Annotated in this window: 19 protein-coding genes and 1 pseudogene; 14 read left to right on the top strand and 6 right to left on the bottom strand. The window is 75.9% G+C overall.

Translation table 11 applies throughout. The features are described 5' to 3' along the window. Nucleotides 1-64: 64 nt before the first annotated feature. From J2S46_RS06975 to J2S46_RS06985, 3 genes and pseudogenes are all read left to right on the top strand, one after another. Nucleotides 65-766: pseudogene (locus tag J2S46_RS06975) on the top strand (glycosyltransferase family 2 protein); the annotation flags it as partial. Continuing rightward, on the top strand, nt 740-1,429 hold the full coding sequence (locus J2S46_RS06980) for a TIGR04282 family arsenosugar biosynthesis glycosyltransferase (RefSeq protein WP_229912853.1): 690 nt from the start codon (nt 740-742) through the stop codon (nt 1,427-1,429). The pseudogene J2S46_RS06975 and the gene J2S46_RS06980, both read left to right, overlap by 27 nt. Then, the gene (locus tag J2S46_RS06985) at nt 1,426-2,127 is read left to right on the top strand and encodes a methyltransferase domain-containing protein (RefSeq protein WP_191290875.1); all 702 of its coding nucleotides are present in this window, start codon (nt 1,426-1,428) and stop codon (nt 2,125-2,127) included. The genes J2S46_RS06980 and J2S46_RS06985 overlap by 4 nt, the downstream gene beginning before the upstream one ends. Before the next feature lie 49 nt (nt 2,128-2,176). Here the strand turns inward: J2S46_RS06985 and J2S46_RS06990 are convergent, their stop codons facing one another. From J2S46_RS06990 to J2S46_RS07000, 3 genes are all read right to left on the bottom strand, one after another. Continuing rightward, nucleotides 2,177-3,169: a zinc metalloprotease gene (locus tag J2S46_RS06990; protein WP_191290874.1), complete on the bottom strand. Its 993-nt coding sequence runs from the start codon at nt 3,167-3,169 to the stop codon at nt 2,177-2,179. Between the two features lie 292 nt (nt 3,170-3,461). Beyond that, on the bottom strand, nt 3,462-4,124 hold the full coding sequence (locus tag J2S46_RS06995; protein ID WP_229912846.1) for an AAA family ATPase: 663 nt from the start codon (nt 4,122-4,124) through the stop codon (nt 3,462-3,464). 178 nt (nt 4,125-4,302) lie between these two features. Continuing rightward, nucleotides 4,303-5,829 (bottom strand): glycosyltransferase 87 family protein, encoded by a 1,527-nt coding sequence (locus tag J2S46_RS07000; protein WP_191290873.1) that lies wholly within the window; start codon nt 5,827-5,829, stop codon nt 4,303-4,305. 199 nt (nt 5,830-6,028) lie between these two features. Here J2S46_RS07000 and J2S46_RS07005 point away from each other — a divergent pair, with 199 nt between their 5' ends. The 7 genes from J2S46_RS07005 (at nt 6,029) to J2S46_RS07035 (ending at nt 12,006) form a co-directional block, all read left to right on the top strand. Further along, nucleotides 6,029-6,361 carry a putative quinol monooxygenase gene (locus J2S46_RS07005; protein ID WP_191290872.1) on the top strand — a complete coding sequence of 111 codons (333 nt, stop codon included), beginning with the start codon at nt 6,029-6,031 and terminating at the stop codon, nt 6,359-6,361. 197 nt (nt 6,362-6,558) lie between these two features. Continuing rightward, entirely contained in the window at nt 6,559-7,653 is a 1,095-nt protein-coding gene (locus J2S46_RS07010; protein WP_191290916.1) for a molybdopterin-dependent oxidoreductase, read from the top strand. Beyond that, nucleotides 7,653-8,069, top strand: a complete 417-nt coding sequence (locus tag J2S46_RS07015; RefSeq protein WP_191290871.1) for a hypothetical protein — start codon at nt 7,653-7,655, stop codon at nt 8,067-8,069. Before J2S46_RS07010 ends, J2S46_RS07015 begins: the two co-directional genes overlap by 1 nt. A 127-nt stretch (nt 8,070-8,196) precedes the next feature. Then, complete coding sequence (locus J2S46_RS07020; protein ID WP_191290870.1) at nt 8,197-8,364, top strand: DUF8730 family Cys-rich protein; 168 nt, start codon at nt 8,197-8,199, stop codon at nt 8,362-8,364. A 544-nt stretch (nt 8,365-8,908) separates the two neighbouring features. Beyond that, nucleotides 8,909-10,153, top strand: coding sequence for a hydroxymethylglutaryl-CoA lyase-like TIM-barrel protein (locus tag J2S46_RS07025; RefSeq protein WP_268255696.1), 1,245 nt, complete (start codon nt 8,909-8,911; stop codon nt 10,151-10,153). Next, nucleotides 10,150-10,920: a hypothetical protein gene (locus J2S46_RS07030; protein ID WP_191290869.1), complete on the top strand. Its 771-nt coding sequence runs from the start codon at nt 10,150-10,152 to the stop codon at nt 10,918-10,920. The genes J2S46_RS07025 and J2S46_RS07030 overlap by 4 nt, the downstream gene beginning before the upstream one ends. A gap of 237 nt (nt 10,921-11,157) precedes the next feature. After that, complete coding sequence (locus tag J2S46_RS07035; RefSeq protein WP_191290868.1) at nt 11,158-12,006, top strand: hypothetical protein; 849 nt, start codon at nt 11,158-11,160, stop codon at nt 12,004-12,006. A 129-nt stretch (nt 12,007-12,135) separates the two neighbouring features. Here J2S46_RS07035 and J2S46_RS07040 read toward each other — a convergent pair whose 3' ends face one another. Further along, nucleotides 12,136-12,429, bottom strand: a complete 294-nt coding sequence (locus tag J2S46_RS07040) for an alpha-amylase inhibitor (RefSeq protein WP_191290867.1) — start codon at nt 12,427-12,429, stop codon at nt 12,136-12,138. Nucleotides 12,430-12,635: 206 nt separating this feature from the next. Here J2S46_RS07040 and J2S46_RS07045 point away from each other — a divergent pair, with 206 nt between their 5' ends. The 3 genes from J2S46_RS07045 to J2S46_RS07055 all read left to right on the top strand — a co-directional run bounded on the left by J2S46_RS07045 (nt 12,636) and on the right by J2S46_RS07055 (nt 15,338). Beyond that, nucleotides 12,636-13,331, top strand: a complete 696-nt coding sequence (locus J2S46_RS07045) for a response regulator transcription factor (protein WP_191290866.1) — start codon at nt 12,636-12,638, stop codon at nt 13,329-13,331. Continuing rightward, nucleotides 13,328-14,728: a sensor histidine kinase gene (locus tag J2S46_RS07050; protein WP_191290865.1), complete on the top strand. Its 1,401-nt coding sequence runs from the start codon at nt 13,328-13,330 to the stop codon at nt 14,726-14,728. Before J2S46_RS07045 ends, J2S46_RS07050 begins: the two co-directional genes overlap by 4 nt. A 136-nt stretch (nt 14,729-14,864) precedes the next feature. Beyond that, nucleotides 14,865-15,338 (top strand): carboxymuconolactone decarboxylase family protein, encoded by a 474-nt coding sequence (locus J2S46_RS07055; RefSeq protein WP_191290864.1) that lies wholly within the window; start codon nt 14,865-14,867, stop codon nt 15,336-15,338. A gap of 99 nt (nt 15,339-15,437) precedes the next feature. On the opposite strand, the gene J2S46_RS07060 is transcribed toward J2S46_RS07055, so the two are convergent. Together J2S46_RS07060 and J2S46_RS07065 are read right to left on the bottom strand one after the other, a co-directional pair. Next, a complete protein-coding gene (locus tag J2S46_RS07060; protein ID WP_191290863.1) occupies nt 15,438-15,848 on the bottom strand; it encodes an SgcJ/EcaC family oxidoreductase in 411 nt (136 codons plus the stop codon). Nucleotides 15,849-16,019: 171 nt separating this feature from the next. After that, a complete protein-coding gene (locus J2S46_RS07065; RefSeq protein ID WP_229912844.1) occupies nt 16,020-17,030 on the bottom strand; it encodes a sigma-70 family RNA polymerase sigma factor in 1,011 nt (336 codons plus the stop codon). A gap of 665 nt (nt 17,031-17,695) precedes the next feature. On the opposite strand from J2S46_RS07065, the gene J2S46_RS07070 reads away from it, so the two are divergent. Beyond that, nucleotides 17,696-19,078 carry an MFS transporter gene (locus J2S46_RS07070; protein WP_191290861.1) on the top strand — a complete coding sequence of 461 codons (1,383 nt, stop codon included), beginning with the start codon at nt 17,696-17,698 and terminating at the stop codon, nt 19,076-19,078. The last annotated feature ends 104 nt before the right edge of the window (nt 19,079-19,182 follow it).

Consider the following 19,182-nt stretch of genomic DNA (forward strand, 5'->3'; position numbering starts at 1 on the left):
GCGGCGGCCGCGCCGGTCGGGGCGGCCCGTACGACTTCCGTAAGGTGGCGATGCGGCTTTTGTCATGGTTGTGCTGGGTAGCGTGACCCGGGTGACTACCACTCCCCCTCCCCCGCCCGTCGACGTGGTGCTGCCCTGTCTGGACGAGGCCGGGGCCCTGCCGTGGGTGCTCGCACGGATCCCGGACGGCTGGCGCGCGATCGTCGTGGACAACGGTTCGACGGACGGGTCGGCCGAGCTGGCCCGGTCGCTCGGCGCCCTGGTGGTGCACGAGCCGCGGCGCGGTTTCGGCGCCGCCTGCCACGCCGGTCTGCTGGCCGCCACCGCCGGGACGGTCTGTTTCATGGACTGCGACGGCTCCCTCGACCCGGCCCAGCTGCACCGGGTGGTCGAACCGGTGGCCGACGGATCGGCCGACCTGGTGCTCGGCCGGCGGCGGCCGACCACCCCGGGGGCCTGGCCGCTGCACGCCCGGCTGGCCAACCGGGTGCTCGCCCGGCGGCTGCGCGCGCACACCGGCGCCCCGCTGCACGACCTGGGCCCGATGCGGGCCGCCCGCCGGGAGCGGCTGCTCGCCCTGGGCCTGGGCGACCGCCGCTCGGGCTACCCGCTGGAGATGGTGCTGGCCGCCTCGGCCGCCGGGATGCGGATCGCCGAGCGGGACGTCGCCTACCGCCCCCGCGCCGGCCGCTCCAAGGTGACCGGCACCCTGCGCGGCACCCGGCAGGCCGTCCAGGACATGCGGGCCGTCCTGGCGGCGCCGGCGCCCACCCTGCTGGTGATCGCCAAGGCGCCCGTCCCGGGCCGGGTGAAGACCAGGCTGACCCCGCCGTGCACGCCCGAGCAGGCCGCCTCGCTGGCCGAGGCCGCGTTGACCGACACCCTGCGGGTGCTCGGCTCGGTGCCGGCCGGCCGGCGGCTGCTGGTGCTGGACGGCGAGCCGGGCCGGTGGCTGCCGTCCGGCTGGGAGGTGGCCCCGCAGGTACCGGGCGACCTGGACGTCCGGCTGGCCGCCGCCTTCGCGCTGGCCCCGGCGGGGGCCCCGGCGCTGCTGGTCGGGATGGACACCCCGCAGCTGAACGCCGCCGTCCTGGCCGCTCAGCTGTCGCCGGCCGCCCGGGCGGGGGCCGACGCCTGGTACGGCCCGGCCCAGGACGGCGGTTTCTGGGCGCTGGGGCTGGCCCGGCCCTCCCCCGGGCTGGCCCGTCGGCTGCTGCTCGGGGTGCCGATGTCGACCCCGCGGACCGGCGAGGTGCTGCTGGAGCGGCTGGCGCAGGCCGGTCTGACCGTCCGCCGGCTGCCGGTGCTGACCGATGTGGACACCGCCCGGGACGCCGCCGAGGTGGCGGCGCTCGCGCCCGGCGGCGCGTTCGCGGCCCGCTGGCGGGCCGTCGAGGCGGTCACCGGTGCGGCCGGGGCCACCGGATGACGCCCGGCACCGGCGCTCCGGCGGAGGCCCGCCCCTGGATCGACGACCCGTTCAGCGAGGCGATCCGCACCGGCCGCGGCCCGCTCTGGCTCCGTGGCGCGGACGGCCGGCGGCACCACCTGGACGTGGAGCGCTGGTGCGCCCCGCCGGACGCGGCCGACCGCACCCTGCTGGAGCGCTGTGCGGGGCTCGGCCGGCCGGCGCTGGACATCGGCTGCGGCCCCGGGCGGCTGGTGGCCGGGCTGCTGGCCCTCGGACTGCCCGCGCTCGGGGTCGACCTGACGGTCGCGGCGGTGGCCCGCACCCGGCGGCTCGGCGGGCCGGCGCTCTGCCGTTCGGTGTTCGAACGACTCCCCGCCGAGGGTCGCTGGGGGTCGGCCCTGCTGGCGGACGGCAATCTCGGCATCGGCGGTGACCCGTCGGCCCTGCTGGGCCGGATCGCCCAGTTGCTGCGGCCCGGCGGCCGGCTGTTCGTGGAGGTGGAGCCGCGGGAGGTGGACGAGCGGCTGACCGTCCGGATCGAGAACGCGGCCGGCCATCGGGGCCCGCCGTTCCGCTGGGCACGGCTCGGCGCCGCGGCGACCGCCGGCCGCGCGGCCGGCGCCGGCCTGGTGGAGACGGAGCGCTGGAGCGTCCTCGGCCGGCACTTCCTGGCACTGACCCGGCTGCCGGGCACTCCGCCGGGGGTCCGGAACTGACGGGGACGCGGGCCGGCCGCCCGCGCACCCGTCAGTTCCGTCGGGGACGTCAGGCCCGGTAGGCGGCCCAGGCGTTGGTCATCCGGGTGACCTGTCCCGCGGTGAACTGGGTCATGCAGGAGTCGTAGGTGTAGTCCATGAAGTTCTTGATCGGGTCGAGGCCCGTGGCGGTGCAGGTGTCCCGGCCGGTCGGGCACTGGTAGGCGGCGCTCTTCTCGGCGGGGGTGTCGGAGACGTAGTCGCCGTTGCCGCTGCAGCCGCCCTGGAAGGTGTGGTACAGGCCGAGCCAGTGGCCGACCTCGTGGGTGGCGGTGTCGCCCTCGTTGTAGTTGGCCGACGAGCCGCCGGGCAGCGAGGTGTCGAGGATGACGACGCCGTCGTCCTTCGGGTTCGAGCTGTACGAGCTCGGGAAGGTCGCCCAGCCGAGCAGGCTCTGGCCCAGGCTGGCGGTGTACAGGTTGAGGGTGCCCGCGCCGCCCTTGCGCAGGGCGGTCTTCATGGCCTTCTCCGCCGAGGAACCGGGCGAGATGCCGTTGTACCAGGCGGCCTTGTCGGTGTAGTCGGTGCCGGCCAGGGTGAAGGTGAACGGCGTCGCGGTGTTGCCGGAGCCCTGGCCGCCGTAGGCCGCGTTGAGCACGGAGAGCTGCTTGCTGATGTCCGAGGCGGTCAGCTTGCCGGTCGTGCCGGAGTGGATGACGTGCACGTACACCGGGATGGAGGTGGCCGCGATCGCCGGTGAGAGCAGGGCACTGCCCTGGGCGGACTTGCCCAGTTGCTTGACCTTGGCGTTGAGGTCGGCGTCCATCGCGCCGGCCTGGGCGTCGGTGACGGCGTTGGGCTCGTGCGCCTGGCTGCCGGCGGCGCGGCGGGCGGCGGAGTCCTGGCCGTCCTCCCCGACGCACCGGCCCGCGGCCGTGGGGGCCGAGGCGGCGGTGACGGGCGAGGGCGCGGCGAACTGGGTGAGGGCGAGGGTGGCGACGAGGGCGGCGGCGCTGAGGAGTCTGCGGGGGACACGCGTGTGGACGTGGGCAGAACGACGCATCTGCTCTCCTGTGGAGAAGTGGGGGGATGGCGGTGGGGAGCCGCCGAGCCGAGGCTACGCAGGAAGGGCGTGTACGCGTCAGGTGGTAACAGGTCGTGCAATTCCTGACGACAAATCGGGCAAACTCCGGAAGTTCACCCGATCGGAGCTGGTCGAAGCGGAGAATTTACCGCCCGGCAACATCGCTACCCTGTCCGAAAGTTGATTGGCCATCCCTTCCCCGCCCGAACCGTACGCATGCCCACTGCCACCCGTACGCCCCCTTCCCACCACGTCGCGCGCCCCCGGCCGGCTAGGCCGCGACGAAGGCGATCTCGCCCAGCCGGCGGGCCGCCGCCCGGTCCAGCACCACCACCGAGGCGCACTCCGCCGGCGGTTCGCCGGTACCCGCCAGACGGGTGCGCAGCCGCGCCGCCGCCCGGCAGTGCCGGGCGAAGGCGGACGCCGAGACGGTCTGACCGCGGGTCAGCTGGCCCTCCCTCGCCTCCGCGCTGCTCGCGTCCAGCAGCACCAGGTGCAGCCGCCGCCCCTGCCGGGCCGCCGTCCGGGCCATCCAGTGCCGCACCCACGGCACCGCCCCGCAGTCGTGCACCGCCAGCGGACCGCCCGCCAGCAGCGCCCGCCGCAGCCGCCGGTAGTGCGACAGGCGGACGAACGGCCGGTAGAGCGCGTACGGCAGCCAGCCCGGCAGCCGGGCCGCGTACTCCTCGCGCACCTGCTGGGAGTCGATCACCCGGGCCCGGACGGACCGCCGCAGCAGCGTGCTCTTCCCGCTGCCCGGCAGCCCGGAGACCACCAGCAGGTCCTGCGACGGGTAGTGGAGTGCGGCGGCGCCCCGCCCGCCCCTCAGGTCGTGCAGGGCGCGCGGGCGCAGCGCCGGCGGGCGCGGCGCCCGTCTCGGCGGTGGCACGCGGACCGGCTGCGCGGACAGCTCGGCCTCGATCGAATCGGACACCAGTACTCCCTCCGGAGCCCGGTGCCTGACACCCTCCGGGCCTGCTCCGACTTCTCAAAGAGACAGTAAAGAGTAGTGGTCAGGGCCGGTCCCACTGAACCCTTTTCACCGAGAGGGACGGTTTCGGGAGGGCGGCCGGTTCCCGGCCGGCCGGCGCGGGCCACCGCCGGGCGCCCCGTCAACGACCCGGCCGGGGCGTCCCGGCCCGCCGCCCGCCGCGCCCGTTCGTCGCCGAAGGACCTGCCGGCGCACCCGGCGGGGCATCGGCGGGAACAGCCGCCGGGGCACCAGCCGGAAGACCCTCCGGAACACCCGCCGGGGCACCTGCCCCGGGCCGCGGCCGGAGCCGCCGGACGGCCACGCCGGCGAGCACCACCGCCAGGGCGGCCGCGTACGCCGCTTGCTGGGCCCCGCCGCCCAGCAGGTAGACCAGCTGGCCGGCGGCCGGCACCGCCAGCCACTCCCACCGGCCGTCCAGCCCCACCAGCGCGACCACCAGCAGCCCGTACCAGGGGTAGCCCGGCGTGACGGTGAGCAGCGCGCCGCCGGTGACCAGCAGCGCGCCGCGCCAGGGCCGCTCCGGGTCGCCCCGGCGCAGCACGTGCAGCACCAGGGCGAGCAGCACCAGCGCCGCGCCGTACGGCGCCAGGCCGTCCGGGAGCAGCAGCCGGAGCAGGCCGAAACGGTCGATCCGGTCCTGGTCGTAGCCCTCCTCCCGCAGGTACCCGGGCAGGTAGCCGAGCACCCCGGCACCGGAGGCGAGCACGTACGGCAGGTACCCGAGGGCGAGGGCCCCCAGCGCGGCGAGCGGCAGCACCGCGTCCCGGGGGCGGGGGCGGCGGGCCAGCAGGCCGGACATCGCGCCGGGCAGGGCGAGCGCCGGCAGCAGCTTGGTGGCGGTGGCCGCCCCGAGCAGCGCCCCGCCCGCGCCGGCGCGCCCCCGGCCGGCCAGGACCAGCCCGCCGACCATCAGCAGGGCACCGAGCGCGTCCACGTGGGCGTCGTTCACCGCCCAGACCGCGACCCCCGGGCACCAGCCCCAGAGCGCGGCCCGCCACAGGGCGCGCCCGGGTGCTCCCGGCCGCCGGCGCAGCGCCGTCAGCAGCACGCCGGTGGTGGCGACCGCGAGCAGCGCGCCGCCCGCCTGCGCCGCCCGTACGCCCCACCCGCCGGCCACCCGGTGCAGGCCGGCGAACCAGAGCTCGGCGACCGGCGGGTAGATCGTGGGCACGTTCGGACGGTTGAGCCGGCTGCAGAACCCGGCGGCGGCGCGACGCTCGTCCCAGCCGTCGCAGCCGTCACCCGGCGGGAAGAGGCCCGGCGCCCGGGCCCGCAGCCCGGCCAGCGCCGGATCGTCCGGGGCGTACGCGTAGGGCGAGAGGCCGGCCTGCTGGACCTGGCCGTCCCACACGTACCGGTACGCGTCGTCGCTGCTCCTGGGCGGGGCGAGCAGCGCGGCGGCGGCGACCAGCACGCTGCCGGCGAGCACCAGCCGGCCGGCCCGCCGGGCGGGCACCCGGCGCAGCAGGGCCACGGCCAGGGCGAACAGCAGCGCGTCCACCGGGTACCAGGCGTACAGCGGCCCGCGGTGGCCGAGCGTCCCGCCGCCGGTCACGGTCAGCGCCGTGGACACGGCCAGCGCGGCGAGGGCGAGGCAGCACGCCGCGGTCGCGGCACGGCGGCGGACGGGCGGGGTGTCGGGCATGCCGTCAGCCTGTCACCGCGACGGCCCGTCCCCGCGGACCGGCGGGCGTCCGTACGACTTCCGTAAGGCGGCCGTCCGGATGACGTGACCGGCCCCGGCCGGGAGCGGCGGGCCCCGGCCGGGTCCGGCGGCAAGCAGGATGACCGGGACGGGCCGCCGCCGACCGGCAGCGCGGCCACCCAGCGAGGCCAGGTACCCATTGATCTTCATCGCGGTCAGGTTCACCACCCTCCCCGGACGCGGCGACGAGTGGCTCGCCCTGGTGGACGAGTTCACCAGGGCCACCCGCGCGGAGCCCGGGAACCTCTTCTTCGAGTGGTCCAGGAGCGTCGACGACCCCGACCGGTTCGTCCTGCTGGAGGCCTTCGCGGACCAGACCGCCGGGGCGGCGCACGTCGGTACGGCGCACTTCGCGGCGGCCATGGAGACGCTGGCCGGCGCGATCGCCCGCACCCCGGAGATCATCAACGTCGAGGTGCCCGGGCAGGGCTGGAACGCCATGGCCGAACTCACCCCGCGCCCCCGGACCTGACCCGCCGGGCGGTGCCCGCGCCGCCGGTGCGGCCACCGCCCGCCGGCGCCCGTAGGACTTTCGTAAGCAGGTCGAAGCGCCTGTGCGGGCCTCCGAGCGGTTCTGATGGCGGGGTGGACGAAGAACACCCCGTGCCGCACCGCCGGCCGTACGACCTCCCGCTGCCGACCCCGCCGGAGGTGCTCCGCCGCGGCCCCCTGCGCGAGGGCGCCTTCGGCTCCGCCCTGCACGAACCGCGCACCGCCGTGGTGATCGGCCGCTGGCTCGGCGCCGCCCTGCTCACCTGCTTCCTCACCGGCCTGCTCAGCCACCTGCTGCAGGAGCCGCCGACCTGGCTGCGCGACCACCTGCCCACCCGGCCGGTGGACGGGTACCGGGTCACCCAGGGGCTGCACGTGATCAGCGGCCTCGCAGCCGTCCCGCTGCTCGGCGCCAAGCTGTGGACGGTCTACCCGCGGCTCTTCGAGTGGCCTCCCGCGCGGAGTGCGGCGCACGCCCTGGAGCGGCTCGGGATCGCCGTCCTGGTGGGTTCGATGCTGCTGGAGCTGTTCACCGGGCTGCTGAACACCCTGCAGTGGTACCCCTGGCCGTTCCCGTTCCGCCAGACCCACTTCTGGCTCGGCTGGCTGGCCGTGGGCGGGCTGCTGCTGCACATCGCCGTCAAGGCCCCGCTGATCACCCGGCACTGGCGGCGGCGCGGCCCCGGCCTCGCGCAGCGCCGGGCGTTCCTGGGCGCGGTGACCGCCTCGGTGACCGTCGTCACCCTGACCACCGCCGGGCAGACCGTGCCCTGGCTGCGCGGCCTCACCCTGCTCGCCCCGCGCCGGCCCGACATCGGCCCGCAGGGACTGCCGGTCAACCGCACCGCCGCCCAGGCCGGCACCGCCACCGCCCCCGCCGACTGGCGGCTGACCGTGGACGGCCCGCACCCGTACGAGCTGACCATGGACCAGTTGCTCGCCCTGCCGCAGTACGAGGCCGAGCTGCCGATCGCCTGCGTCGAGGGCTGGAGCGCGTCCGCCCGCTGGGGCGGGGTACGCGTCGCGGACCTGCTCGCCCGGGCCGGGGCGCCCGGGTCCGCCCGGCTGCGGGTGACCTCGCTGGAGGCCGACGGGCCGTACCGGGTGACGGAGATGCCCGCCGCCCACGCCCACGACCCGCTCACCCTGCTCGCGCTGCGGGTCAACGGCGAGACGCTGATGCCCGACCACGGCTACCCCGCGCGGATCATCGCGCCCGACCGCCCCGGTGTGCTCCAGACCAAGTGGGTCACGCGGCTGGAGGCCCTCTGATGGCACGCTTCCTGAGGCTCGGCACCGCCCTCGCCGGCATCGCCCTGATGGCGTACGGGCTGTACGGACTGCTGAACGACCACTACATCACCGACCCGGCGGACGTCCTGGTGTGGGCCGTCGGCGGGCTGCTCCTGCACGACGGGCTCTGGGTCCCGCTGGTCTGTCTGGCCGGCGCCCGCTTCGCCCGGGGCACCGCCCTGCGGACCTGGCTGATCGTGGCCGCCGCGGTCACCGCCGTCGGCCTGCCCGCCGTCCTGCGGGCGGGCACCGACCACGGCAACTTCACCCTGCTGCCCCTCCCCTACCTGCGGAACTACCTGCTCGTGCTGGCGGCCACCGGGGCCCTCACCCTGCTCGGGGTGGCCGCGTCGGCGGTCCGCCGGCGCAGGCGGCGGAGGCCGGGGCCGCGGTAGCGGGCCGGGGCGCCCCCGGATCGCGGACGGACGGGACGGACGGGACGGACGGAGGATCCGGCTGTTCGGATACCCGGTGGGGTATCGTGGAGGACATCCATCGAACACCGCGGAGAGGGAACGGACCATGTGCCGACGCACCACGTGCCACACCTGCAAGAAGATCACCTACGCCGGCTGCGGCATGCACGTGGACCAGGTCCTGGCCGGAGTGTCCGCGGCCGACCGCTGCACCTGCGAGAAGAGCGCGAAGACCGGCGGATTCAGCCTCCGCAAGCTGTTCGGCCGCGGCTGAACACCCGGAGACCCGGCCCGCCCGGGGCCGGCCCCCCGTCGAGCGCGAACGGGGACGTGGACCACCGACGACCCGACAGCGTCACGAACGCCGACGACCGCATCCGGGCGGGTCGGCCGATCGCGTTGCCGGGCCTCTCCCGGCCGCGCCTGTCAGGGAGACACCGGAAGAGGCCCCCCTCGACGCTACCGGGTCGGCCTCGCCGCCGAGGTGACTCCCGATCGACCTGACGCCGTCCGAACCGAGAACGCCGCGAAAACCAGGCACCTGACGCATCGGCGGCCCCATGTCCGGCGTGCTGCCCGGCGTGCCCTCGACGGCGATCCTCCTGGCCCGGCCGGAGCCGGTGGGCACCGCGGACGCCGCCCACGGCGGCTCCGAGGCGGTCCGTGACACGACCCGCCGCGCTCCATACACCCGTCACTGACGGAACGTCAATACCTGGGTCGCCGGTCGCCTAGAGTTCGGCGGGTCCGCACTCCATCGGCGGAGGGCGTCGACGCCTGGGCCGTCCCCGAGGGCCGCGGCGGGATCGGAGTCAGTGGTGCGCGAGGACCTGGTACGGGAGTCCGCGGCGGCGGGCCGGGTGGTGCTCTGGGAGGAGTCCGCGCGGGACGGAGCGCAGGCCAAGACCCTGATGTCCGCGGACTTCCGGGTGCGCCTGGCCGTCGAACAGGGGCGGATGTTCGGAGCCGACGGACCGCGGCACGTGGTGTTCGCGGCCGGCTTCCCGGCCGTGTGCGCCGAGGAGTTCGAGGCGGTCCGGCAGGTCGCGGCGGAGGCCGAGGGCGCGGTGAGCGTCGCCGCGGTGTGCCGGGGGACCGCGGCGGACGTACGGCAGGCGGTGGCCTCGGTGCGGGGCAGCGCGCACGCGCGGGTGATGGTCGTGGTGCCGGCCTCGGAGGCGATGGCGGCGGTGATGACCCACCGGACCGCCCGCGAGGCCCTGGCGGCCGGGGTCGCGCTCGTCAAGGAGGCCCGGGGGCTGGACGACCTGGTGGCGGTGGATCTCTGCCTGGCCGACGCCTCCCGCGCGGACCACGGACTGATGGCCGCGTACGCCGCCGAGGCGACCGCGGCCGGCGCGGGGGCCGTGATCCTGGCGGACACCGTCGGCGGCCAACTGCCCACGGCGGCAGGTGAGATGTTCGCCCGGGTACGGGCCGGCGCCGGGGACGGGGTGGTCCTGGCCTCCCACGCGCACAACGACCTGGGCCTGGGGCTGGCCAACACCCTGGAGGCCGTCCGGGCCGGGGCACGGGTGCTCTCCAGCTCCTGGCTGGGCCTCGCCGAGCGCAGCGGCCTGGTCGCGACCGAGCAGCTGCTCTTCCTCCTCGCGCACCGGGCCGAGCACACCCGGGTGCTGCTGGGCGAGCAGAGCGACCCCTGGTGGACGGCCCCGGACCTGACCGCGCTGCCCCGCATCGCGCGGATGGTCTCCCGGGAGACAGGAGTGCCGCTGAGCGTGACCACACCGATCGTGGGGAGCGGCGTCGGCACCATCTCCACCGGTACGCCGTTCGTCCACCCGCAGCTCTTCCAGCCTTACGACCCCGCGGAGTTGCTGGGGACCGAGCCGGACGTGGTGCTCACCCAGCTGGCCAGCGCCCGGGTGGTGACGGCGGTGGCGGCCCGCCTCGGGCACGGTCTGGACCGCGCCCAGGCACGGGCCGCGACGGGCTGGGTGAAGCAGCAGGCGTACCGGTCGGGCCGGGCGGTCGTCGACCGGGGCCTGTTCGCCGGCTACCTCGACGGCCTGCGCGCCGCGACCACGGGGGACGCCCGGTGAACCCCGGCCCCGACACCGACCCTGCCCCCCGCACCGACCCCGACCCCGGCACAGGTGCCGGCCCCGGGTTCGGAACCGTCGACCCGGAAGGCGCCCGACGCACCCTGCGGAACGGGGCCGCGGTGGTGCTGCCCAATCCCGCGCCGCTGACCTACGTCGTCGCCGCGACCGTCCCGCAGGCGGTCAACACCGCGAAGGGGCGCCCCGCCGGGCAGGCCGTCGCACTGTGGGCCCATCACCCCGCCACCCTCGCGGCCCTGGACGGCGCCCTCGACCTCGACCCGGGCCTGACCGCCCTGGCCGGCCGGCTGCTGGCCGAGGAACGGGTGACCCTGCTGCTACCGCTGCGACCGGACGCCCACCGGCCCGACTGGCTGTCACCGGCGAGCCGGGACGGCTGGACCCTGCTGTTCGGCGCGCGCTGGGAGCCCCTGCGGCCCGTCCTCGACGGCTTCCCCGTCCTGTACGTGAGCAGTGCCAACCGCACCGGCCGACCGCCGGCCGCCGGGCCGGCCGAGGCCGTCGCGATGTTCGCGCCCGCCACCCCGGTCCTGCCGGCCGGGCCGCTCGCACCGGCCGGCGGGGAGCCCGCCGGGGCGCCTCGCGCGGCGACCACCACGCTGCGCCTGCACACCGACGGGCGGCTCGAACTGCACCGGCCCGGCGCGCAGGACCGGGCCTTCCCGGCACCCGAGCGGTACCTCGACCACCTCCGCCAGGCGTACGGGTCCGGCGGCGGGGAGCGGCCCGGGCCGCTGTCCGGCTGAGCGCGGACCGGGCCCGCGCGCGGCGGCGCCGGGCCGCCGACGACCGCATCCGGCTCGGCCGCGCCCCGGCCGGAAGTGCTGGGAACACTCCAGGACCGGCCCATGATCGTTGTGGCCGGCGGGGCCACCACCCGGGCCCGGCCCGGCGCCGGCGGGAGCGCCGGGCCACGCCCGCCACCGGGGGAGAGGCACGTTTCACTGCCGGGCGGGCACCGACTGCGGCGCTACGCTCGGGCCGTGGGAGAGCCCGAGCCCGAGCAGCGCGCCGAAGGCGCAGGACCGTTCACCACCCGTGTCACCTGGCACCTCCCGGCAGGCGAGACGGTGGTCTGGGAGTCGCGGCTCGCACGCCGGCGCGGAGCGCTGTCGGTCCGGGCCGCGGGGGACGCCGCCGGCACGCCCGCGACGGCCGACGCGGTGACGCTCGCCCGGCTGCGGCGGCTCAACAACGTCGCCTCCGGCGCGTTCGTGATCGGCGGGGCACTCTTCGCGCTCGGCGCCGCCGTGGCCCAGTTCGGCTCGGGCGATCCGACCGTGAGCGCCTCGGTCTACTTCGCCGGGGGCCTGTTCTTCAACACCGGCGGCTACGTCTCCCTGCTGCAGGTGCTGAACGCGCCCCGCCACACCGGGGCGGGGCGCGACCTGGTCACCCCCCGCTGGCGGTGGTGGGGGTACGAGCCGATGCGGGTGGACTGGCTGAGCACCGTCGCGCTGTTCGCCGGAACGCTCGTGTTCGCCGTCAACCTGCTGGACTCCTTCCACCAGGGCCTCACCGCCCAGCAGGCCGACCGGCGGATCTGGGCCCCCGACGTGATCGGCTGCGTGCTGTTCCTGGTGTCCGGGCATCTCGGGTTCGTGGAGATCTGCCACCGGTCGTGGCCCTGCTGGCGCTCCCGCAGCCTGGGCTGGTGGGTGGTCGCGGTGAACCAGTTCGGGTCGGTGCTCTTCATGGTCTCGGCGATCGCCGCCTTCACCCGGCCCGCCACCGGGAGCCTGGTCGACGCCGGCATCTCCAACTGGGCGACCCTCGCCGGCGCCCTGAGCTTCTCGGTCGGCGGCGTGCTGCAGGCCTTCGAGCGGCCGTAGGCAGCCGCTCCGCCGGACCGGGCGCCCGCCCTCGGGCACCGGGGCAGGAGCGGGACACCGTGCCTCCCCTCCTCCCCCGGCGCCCCGCCCTCCGGCCCTACCCGCCTGCGCGGTCGATCGGCACCCTGGTCAGCAGTTCACGACGTCCTCGTAGCTGGCGAAGGTGCTGTCCCCGTTGAAGCGGTGGGTGGTGCCGAAGGGGATGGAGGTGCAGGCGGAGTCCCGTCCCCAGTTGAAGATGACCTTCACCCTGATCGTCGAGGTGCAGCGGTTGTTGACGTCGACCCACGGGTCCCCGCCGCCGTACGTGCCGTGGTTGACGACCGCGCAGGTGGGGACCGCCGAGGCCGGGGTCGAGGCAAGCACGACCCCGCCGAGGCCGAGGGCGACGGTGGCGACGGTCGCGCCGATCTTCCTGTTCATGTCCGGTGTCCTTCCGCAGTCCGGCCGGCCCGGTGGCCGGCCTGTCCGGTGCCGGATCCCGCGGCGGGCGCCCCTTCTGCTACGGGGAGGCGCCCGCCGGGTGCTGCCGACACCGAGGATGCTGGCAGCGCGCCGCTGAACCGGGCCTGAAGCCTCCTGACGAATCTTCAGGTTCCTCTCAGGCGCGGTGCGGCACCCTGATGGACATGCGGATTCTGGTGGTTGAGGACGACCGGCGGCTGGCCGAGCTGCTGCGCCGGGGGCTGGTCGGCGAGGGCTTCGCGGTCGACCTGGCGCACGACGGTCAGCAGGGCCTGGCCCAGGCACTGGTCAACGACTACGACGTGATCGTGCTGGACGTGATGCTCCCCGGCCTCAACGGCTACCGGATCTGCGCCCGGCTGCGCGAGGCCGGCGTGTGGACCCCGGTCCTGATGCTCACCGCCAAGGACGGGGAGCACGACGAGGCGGAAGGGCTGGACACCGGCGCCGACGACTACGTCACCAAGCCGTTCTCCTACATCGCGCTGGTCGCCCGCCTGCGGGCGCTGATCCGCCGTGGCCGGCGCGAGCGCCCGGCCGTCCTGCGGGTCGGGTCCCTGGAGATCGACCCGGCCCGCCGCCGCTGCCGCCGGGGCGAGGCTCTGATCGCCCTGACCACAAGGGAGTTCGCCGTCCTGGAGTACCTCGCCCACCGGCACGGGGAGGTGGTCGCCAAGAGCGAGGTGATCGAGCACGTCTGGGACGACGCGTTCGACGGGGACGTGAACATCGTCGAGGTGTACGTCAGCGCCCTGCGGCGGAAGATCGACGCCCCCTACGGACTGCGGACCATCCGGACCGTCCGGGGCGCCGGGTACCGGCTGGCGGCCGATCGGGCCGGCGATCAGGCCGGCGCATGACCCGGCGGACGGTCCGGCGCTCGGCGCGACGGGCGCTGCCGCCCTGGCGGCGACCGGCTTCGATCCGGGTCCGGGTCACCCTGCTCACCACGCTGGCGGTCGCCCTTCCGCTCGCCCTCGGGGTCGTGGGCGCCGCCAACGCGCTGCGCCCGCTGTTGCTGCAGAACTCCGCCGAGTACCTGTCGGCGACCGTCGCGGGGGAACGGCCGGACGGCGCGGACGACCCGGAGCAGAACCTGCGCCGGCTCGCCGACGAGCTGACGGACAACCCCAGGCTCGAAGCCCGGCTGCACACCACGACCGGCCCAGGGCCGGCGGGCGACGACACCGACCCTGACCTCGGGGACCTCTCGCTGTGGCCGTGGACCGATCCCGCCCGGGCCCGGCCGGTGATCCAGAGAACCCTGACGGTCGGCCGCCCGGACGGGAGCACCCTCGTCCTGCAGGTGGCCAGTCGGCTGCAGCACGAGCAGTACCTGCTGAACACCGTACTGCTGGCGACGACCGCCGGCACGGCCCTGGTCACCGCCCTGGTGACCGCCCTCACCTGGGCCGTGGCCGGCCGGGTGCTGAGCCCGGTGGAGGGCATCCGCCGCCGGTTCGCCGAGCTCACTGCGCACGATCTCGGCCACCGGGTCCCCGTCCCCGGGACGCGCGACGAAGTCGCCCGGCTCGCCCGCACCATGAACGCCACCCTCGACCGGCTGCAGTCCGCGGTGGAGCAGCAGCGGCGTTTCGTCGCCGACGCCTCGCACGAACTGCGCAGCCCGCTGGCGGCGCTCCGCGCCGAACTGGAGATCGCACTGGCCCGGCCGGACCTGGCCGACTGGCCCGAGGTCGTCCGCGGTGCGCTGGGCGACACCGAGCGCCTGCAGCACCTGGTCACCGACCTGCTGCTGCTCGCCCGGCTGGACGCCGAGGACACCTCCCGGCGGCCGGCCGCGCCGGTGGACCTCGGCGACCTGGTGCGGGAGGAGGCGGCCCGCCGCCGCCCGCCGGCCCACCTCACCCTCACCGTCCGGACCGCTCCCGGGCCCGTCCTGGTCGACGGCCACCGGGCGCTGCTCACCCGTGTGCTGGGCAATCTGCTCGACAACGCCGAGCGGTACGCGGCAGCGACCGTGTCGGTCGGCCTGGGCTTCGACCACCGGCGCCGCGAGGCCGTCCTGGAGGTCCGGGACGACGGGCCCGGCATCCCGCCGGAGGACCGGGCCCGGGTCTTCGAACGCTTCACCCGGCTGGACGAGGCCCGGACCCGGGACAGCGGCGGCGCAGGCCTTGGCCTCGCCATCGCCCGGCACATCGCCGCCCTCCACCACGGCACCCTGGAGGTCGCGGCCTGCCCGGACGGCGCCCTCCTCCGCGCCCGGTTGCCCGCCGGCAACGCGGGGCCCTGAGGGCGGCGGGCGGCGGCGACAACGGGAGGCACGGAAGGGTGACGCAGGTCACATCGCCCTGGCGCGGCCTGCTGTCACATCCCGCCCGGCCGATCCGTCATTGCTGTGAAACCACCGACACGGCAGGGAGAACGCCATGGAAGCCCGACTCGACCTCTACGGCAACAGCGGCGCGGCCAAGTTCGCGAAATACATCAACTCGGCGGGCAAGGTCGTCTCGGACTCGACGCTGCCGGCCGCGACGCAGGAGCTGGTGAAGATCCGCGCCAGCCAGATCAACGGCTGCGGCTTCTGCACCGACATGCACACCAAGGACGCCGCCCACGCCGGGGAGACCTCGGTGCGGCTCAACCTGGTCGCGGCCTGGCGCGAGGCCCGGGTCTTCACCGACGCCGAGCGGGCCGCCCTGGAGCTGACCGAGCAGGGCACCCGGATCGCCGACGCCGCCGGCGGGGTCACCGACGAGGCCTGGGCGAACGCCGCCAAGTACCACGACGAGGACCAGCTCGCCGCGCTGGTGTCCCTGATCGCCCTGATCAACGCCTACAACCGGATGAACGTCATCATCCGGCAGCCCGCCGGCGACTACCGGCCGGGCCAGTTCGGCTGATCACCCCGCACCCGGGGGCCGGTGGGCCCCCGGGGCAGGCGGGCGGAACGGGGAACGGGCGGGCGGAGCAGGGGACAGGCGGGCGGAACGGGGCCGGGCTCAGTTCCCGGGCGCCAGCACCGGGCTGTTGTGGTAGGCGGCGATCAGCCACCGGCCGTCCCGCCGCTCGAACACCCAGGTCGCGTTGACCTTGCGCGGGTCCGGCACCTCGCTCTCGCCGGCGAACAGGATGCCGGATTCGCTGACCACGATCGCACCGTCTTCTCCCAGGAAGCGGATGCCGAGCCGCCTGTTCCGGGTCGAACTGCCCTTGAGCGGTCCCTCGAAGCCCAGGGCCATGCTCCGGCGGATCACGTCCCGGCCGTCGCGGAGCGAGCCGGTCATGACGGCGGTCGCGTCCTCGGTGTAGTCGGCGACCATGGCGTCGGCGTCACCGGCGGCCCACGCCCGGTAGCTGTCGGCCAGCACGGCCTCGATCGCGGCCTCGTCGGCCGCTCGACGGTCTGACATCGGATTCTCCCTCACGAGCGGTCCGCCGGGGTGTTCCGGCGAACTCACCCGTACATACCGGCGGCCGGGCGGGAACTCATCGCGCCCGCGGCCGGGAGATTCCCGGCGTGCCGGACGGAGGCCACCGGGCCGCCGGCGATCCCACGCGTGGGCCCGGCCGCGACCCGCCGCTCACCCGTCCGCAGGCGGTCGCAGAGGGCCCCCGGGGGTGGGTGGACCCTCCTCGTCGAGGTCGGCCGCCAGACCGAAGGCCGCGAACACCTCCGCCCCCTGGAACACCGAGTTCCGGCTGATCCCCTCGGCGGTGACGGTGAAGACCTGGAGGGTGTGCAACCGGTACCCGCCGTCGGAGCGCCGGTAGGCGGCGAAGCCGGGCTGGCCGTTGGCCGCGACCGCCAGCAGGCGCCAGTCCGGTCCGAGCCGCCCGAAGACCCAGCCCATGAACACGCCGTAGTTGTCGCGGCCGCTGAACCAGTTGAGCATCGGCGGCATCTCCATCACCACGTCCTCGGTGAGCAGCCGCTTGAGACCCTCGACGTCGGCCTGCTCGAACGCCCTCATGTAGCGGTCGACCCAGGCCCGCTGCTCGGCCGCGGAGGGCTCGCCGAGACGGTCCGGCCGGACCCCTGCCTCCTTCAGCCGGGCACGCGCCCGTTGCAGCGAACTGTTCACCGAGACGACGGTCGTGCCGAGGATGTCCGCCGCCTCGGCGGCGGAGAAGCCGAGCACGTCCCGCAGGACCAGCGCTCCGCGCTGACGCGCCGACAGGTGCTGCAGGGCGGCGGCGAACGCCAGCCGCAGGCTGCTGCGGTCGATCACCACCCCCGCGGGATCGCCCGCGTCCAGCAGCGAGTCGGGCAGGGGCTGGAGCCAGGCGGCCTGCTCCCCAGGGACGAACGGGGCGAGCGGGTCCGACGCGGCCACCAGCCCCGACGGCAGCGGCCGGCGGCCGCGGGCCTCCAGGGCGGTCAGGCAGACGTTCGTCGCGATCCGGTAGAGCCAGGTGCGCAGGGAACTGCGCGTGGCGTCGTACCGCTCCCTCGCCCGCCACGCCCTCAGGTAGGTGTCCTGGACCAGGTCCTCGGCGTCGTGGGCCGAGCCGAGCATCCGGTAGCAGTACGCCAGCAGCTCCGTCCGGAACGGTTCGGCCGCGCGATCGAAGCCTTCTTCCCCTGCCGTCACCGCCACGCCCCTTCTCCGCCAGTGCCGGGGCCACCCTAGCCGCGGGTGGCGACAACCCTGGCCGACGGATTCCGAGGGGGCGTCAATCCCCCTCCCCGGTCCGCTCGATGCGCCGACCGGGGCAGGAGCCGCCGGCACCGGGTGCGGCAACGTCGCGCCGACGACGGGCCGAACGTCCCCACACCCTCCCCCGGCCACCGGAGCGGCCCTCGCGGCACCGGTTGGGAAGATCACCAGTTTGCCGAGGAGGCCCGGGAGAAGGCCGGAGAGGGGGTGAGCGGGCCGACGGATTCGGCGTTACCCGGGCGCGACGAGGAGATCACCGTGCTGACCCGAGCCGTGCACGGGCTCCCGCGCGGGACGTGGCGCGGCCGCCGAGATCGCCGGCGGCCCGGGCTCAGGCAGGAGGGGGGAGAGAGGAGGGCGGGCGGAGGGCGGAGGGCGGGAGGGTGAGTGCGGGCCGGGCGCTCCCGGATCGCCGGGCTGCGCCGGGAAAAGCCGGTGAGCCGGGGGCGGCCCGTTCGTAGACTGGGTGCCATGAGCCGACGACGACATTGATCCCCTGCCGGATCCCCCGCCGAAGATCCGGGGGGAAGAGGCTGCCGAGGGCCGCCGGGTGCGAGGTGCGACCGCCGCCCGCCCGTCCCCTCCGCAGAGGATCCTCCATGTCCTTCCCCTCCGTCCGCCCGTTCCCACGGACCGACCGGCCCGTCCGGCCCGTCCGCGAGGTGCGCCGGCTCGAACGCGCCCTGCTGTGCTACTCCGGGTTCGAGGACTTCGTCCTGCTGTACCCCGTGTACGCGCTGCTGTTCGCCGAGCACGGCCTGAGCACCGCCGAGATCTCCGTCCTGTTCGGCATCTGGTCACTGACCGGCGTGCTGCTCGAAGTACCGTCCGGGGTCTGGGCGGACCTGGTCTCCCGGCGGTTGCTGCTGGTCACCGGCCCGCTGCTGTCGGCGGCCGGCTTCGGCCTCTGGGTCACCCTGCCGTCCTTCCCGGCGTTCGCCGCCGGCTTCGTCCTGTGGGGGGCGGGCGGCGCGCTGCGCTCCGGCGCGCTGGAGGCGCTCGTCTACGAGGAGCTGGCGCGCCACGGCGCCGGCTCCCGCTATCCGCGCCTGATGGGCCGGGCCGGCGCGGTCGGCACGGCCGCCACCGTGACCGCCTCCGGGCTCGCCGCTCCCGTCTTCGCGCTGGCCGGCTACCCCGCCCTGGGCGCGGCCAGTGTGGCCGCCTGCCTGCTCTGCGCCTTCGCCGCCACCAGGTTCCCCGAGCACCGGCAGGGGGCGGTGGGCCGGGCTCCCGCCGACGGGGCTCCGGCCGAGGACGCCCCGGCCGACCGGCCCCCGGAGCACCCTGCTCCGGGCCTCGCCGGCTCCTCACGCGGCTACCTCCGCACCCTGCGGGACGGCCTTGCCGAGGTCCGCCGGAGCTCCGCGGTGCGCAACGCCCTGCTGCTGGCGGTGGCGGTCACCAGCGTCTGGGGCGCGCTGGACGAGTACGTGCCGCTGCTGGCCGCCGAGGCCGGCGCCACCACCGCCGAGGTCCCGCTGCTCTCCCTGCTGGTGTGGGCCGGCGTGACGGCCGGCGGCCTGCTGGCCGGTACGGCCGGCCGGCTGTCCGGCCGCGCGTCGGGCGCCGCGGTGGCGGTGGCGTCCGGGGCGCTCGCGGCGGGCGCGCTGTGGGGGATCCCCGGCGGATCCGTGCTGCTGGGGCTGGCCTTCGCGGTGTTCCAGGCGGCCGACGTCGTCACCGACGCCCGGCTCCAGGAGGCGGTCACCGGCCCGAGCCGGGCCACCGTGACCTCACTGGGCGGCCTCGGCACCAGCCTGGCCACCCTGCTGGTGTACACCGCGTACGGCGCGGCCTCCGGCCACAGCTCGCACGCCACCCTGTTCGCGCTGTCCGCGGTGCCCTACCTGGCGATCGCGGCGGCGGTGGCCCGCCGGCGCGGCCCGGGCGCACCGGGCGGCACCCGGCCCGGGGCCGGTACGGGTACGGGTGTGCGGGCCGCCGTGGCGCCCGGACCCGTGGCCCCCTCCGACCTCTGATCCCCGCCACCGGACCCGGGGCTCGGTCCGGAACAACCGAGGTGAGGCGCCGTCCGGCCCCGGTCCGCCCGGGGGCCGGACGGCGGCCGGGCGGCGGCTGCTCG

This window comes from Kitasatospora herbaricolor (genome assembly GCF_030813695.1).
GTDB classification, from domain to species: Bacteria; Actinomycetota; Actinomycetes; order Streptomycetales; family Streptomycetaceae; genus Kitasatospora; species Kitasatospora herbaricolor.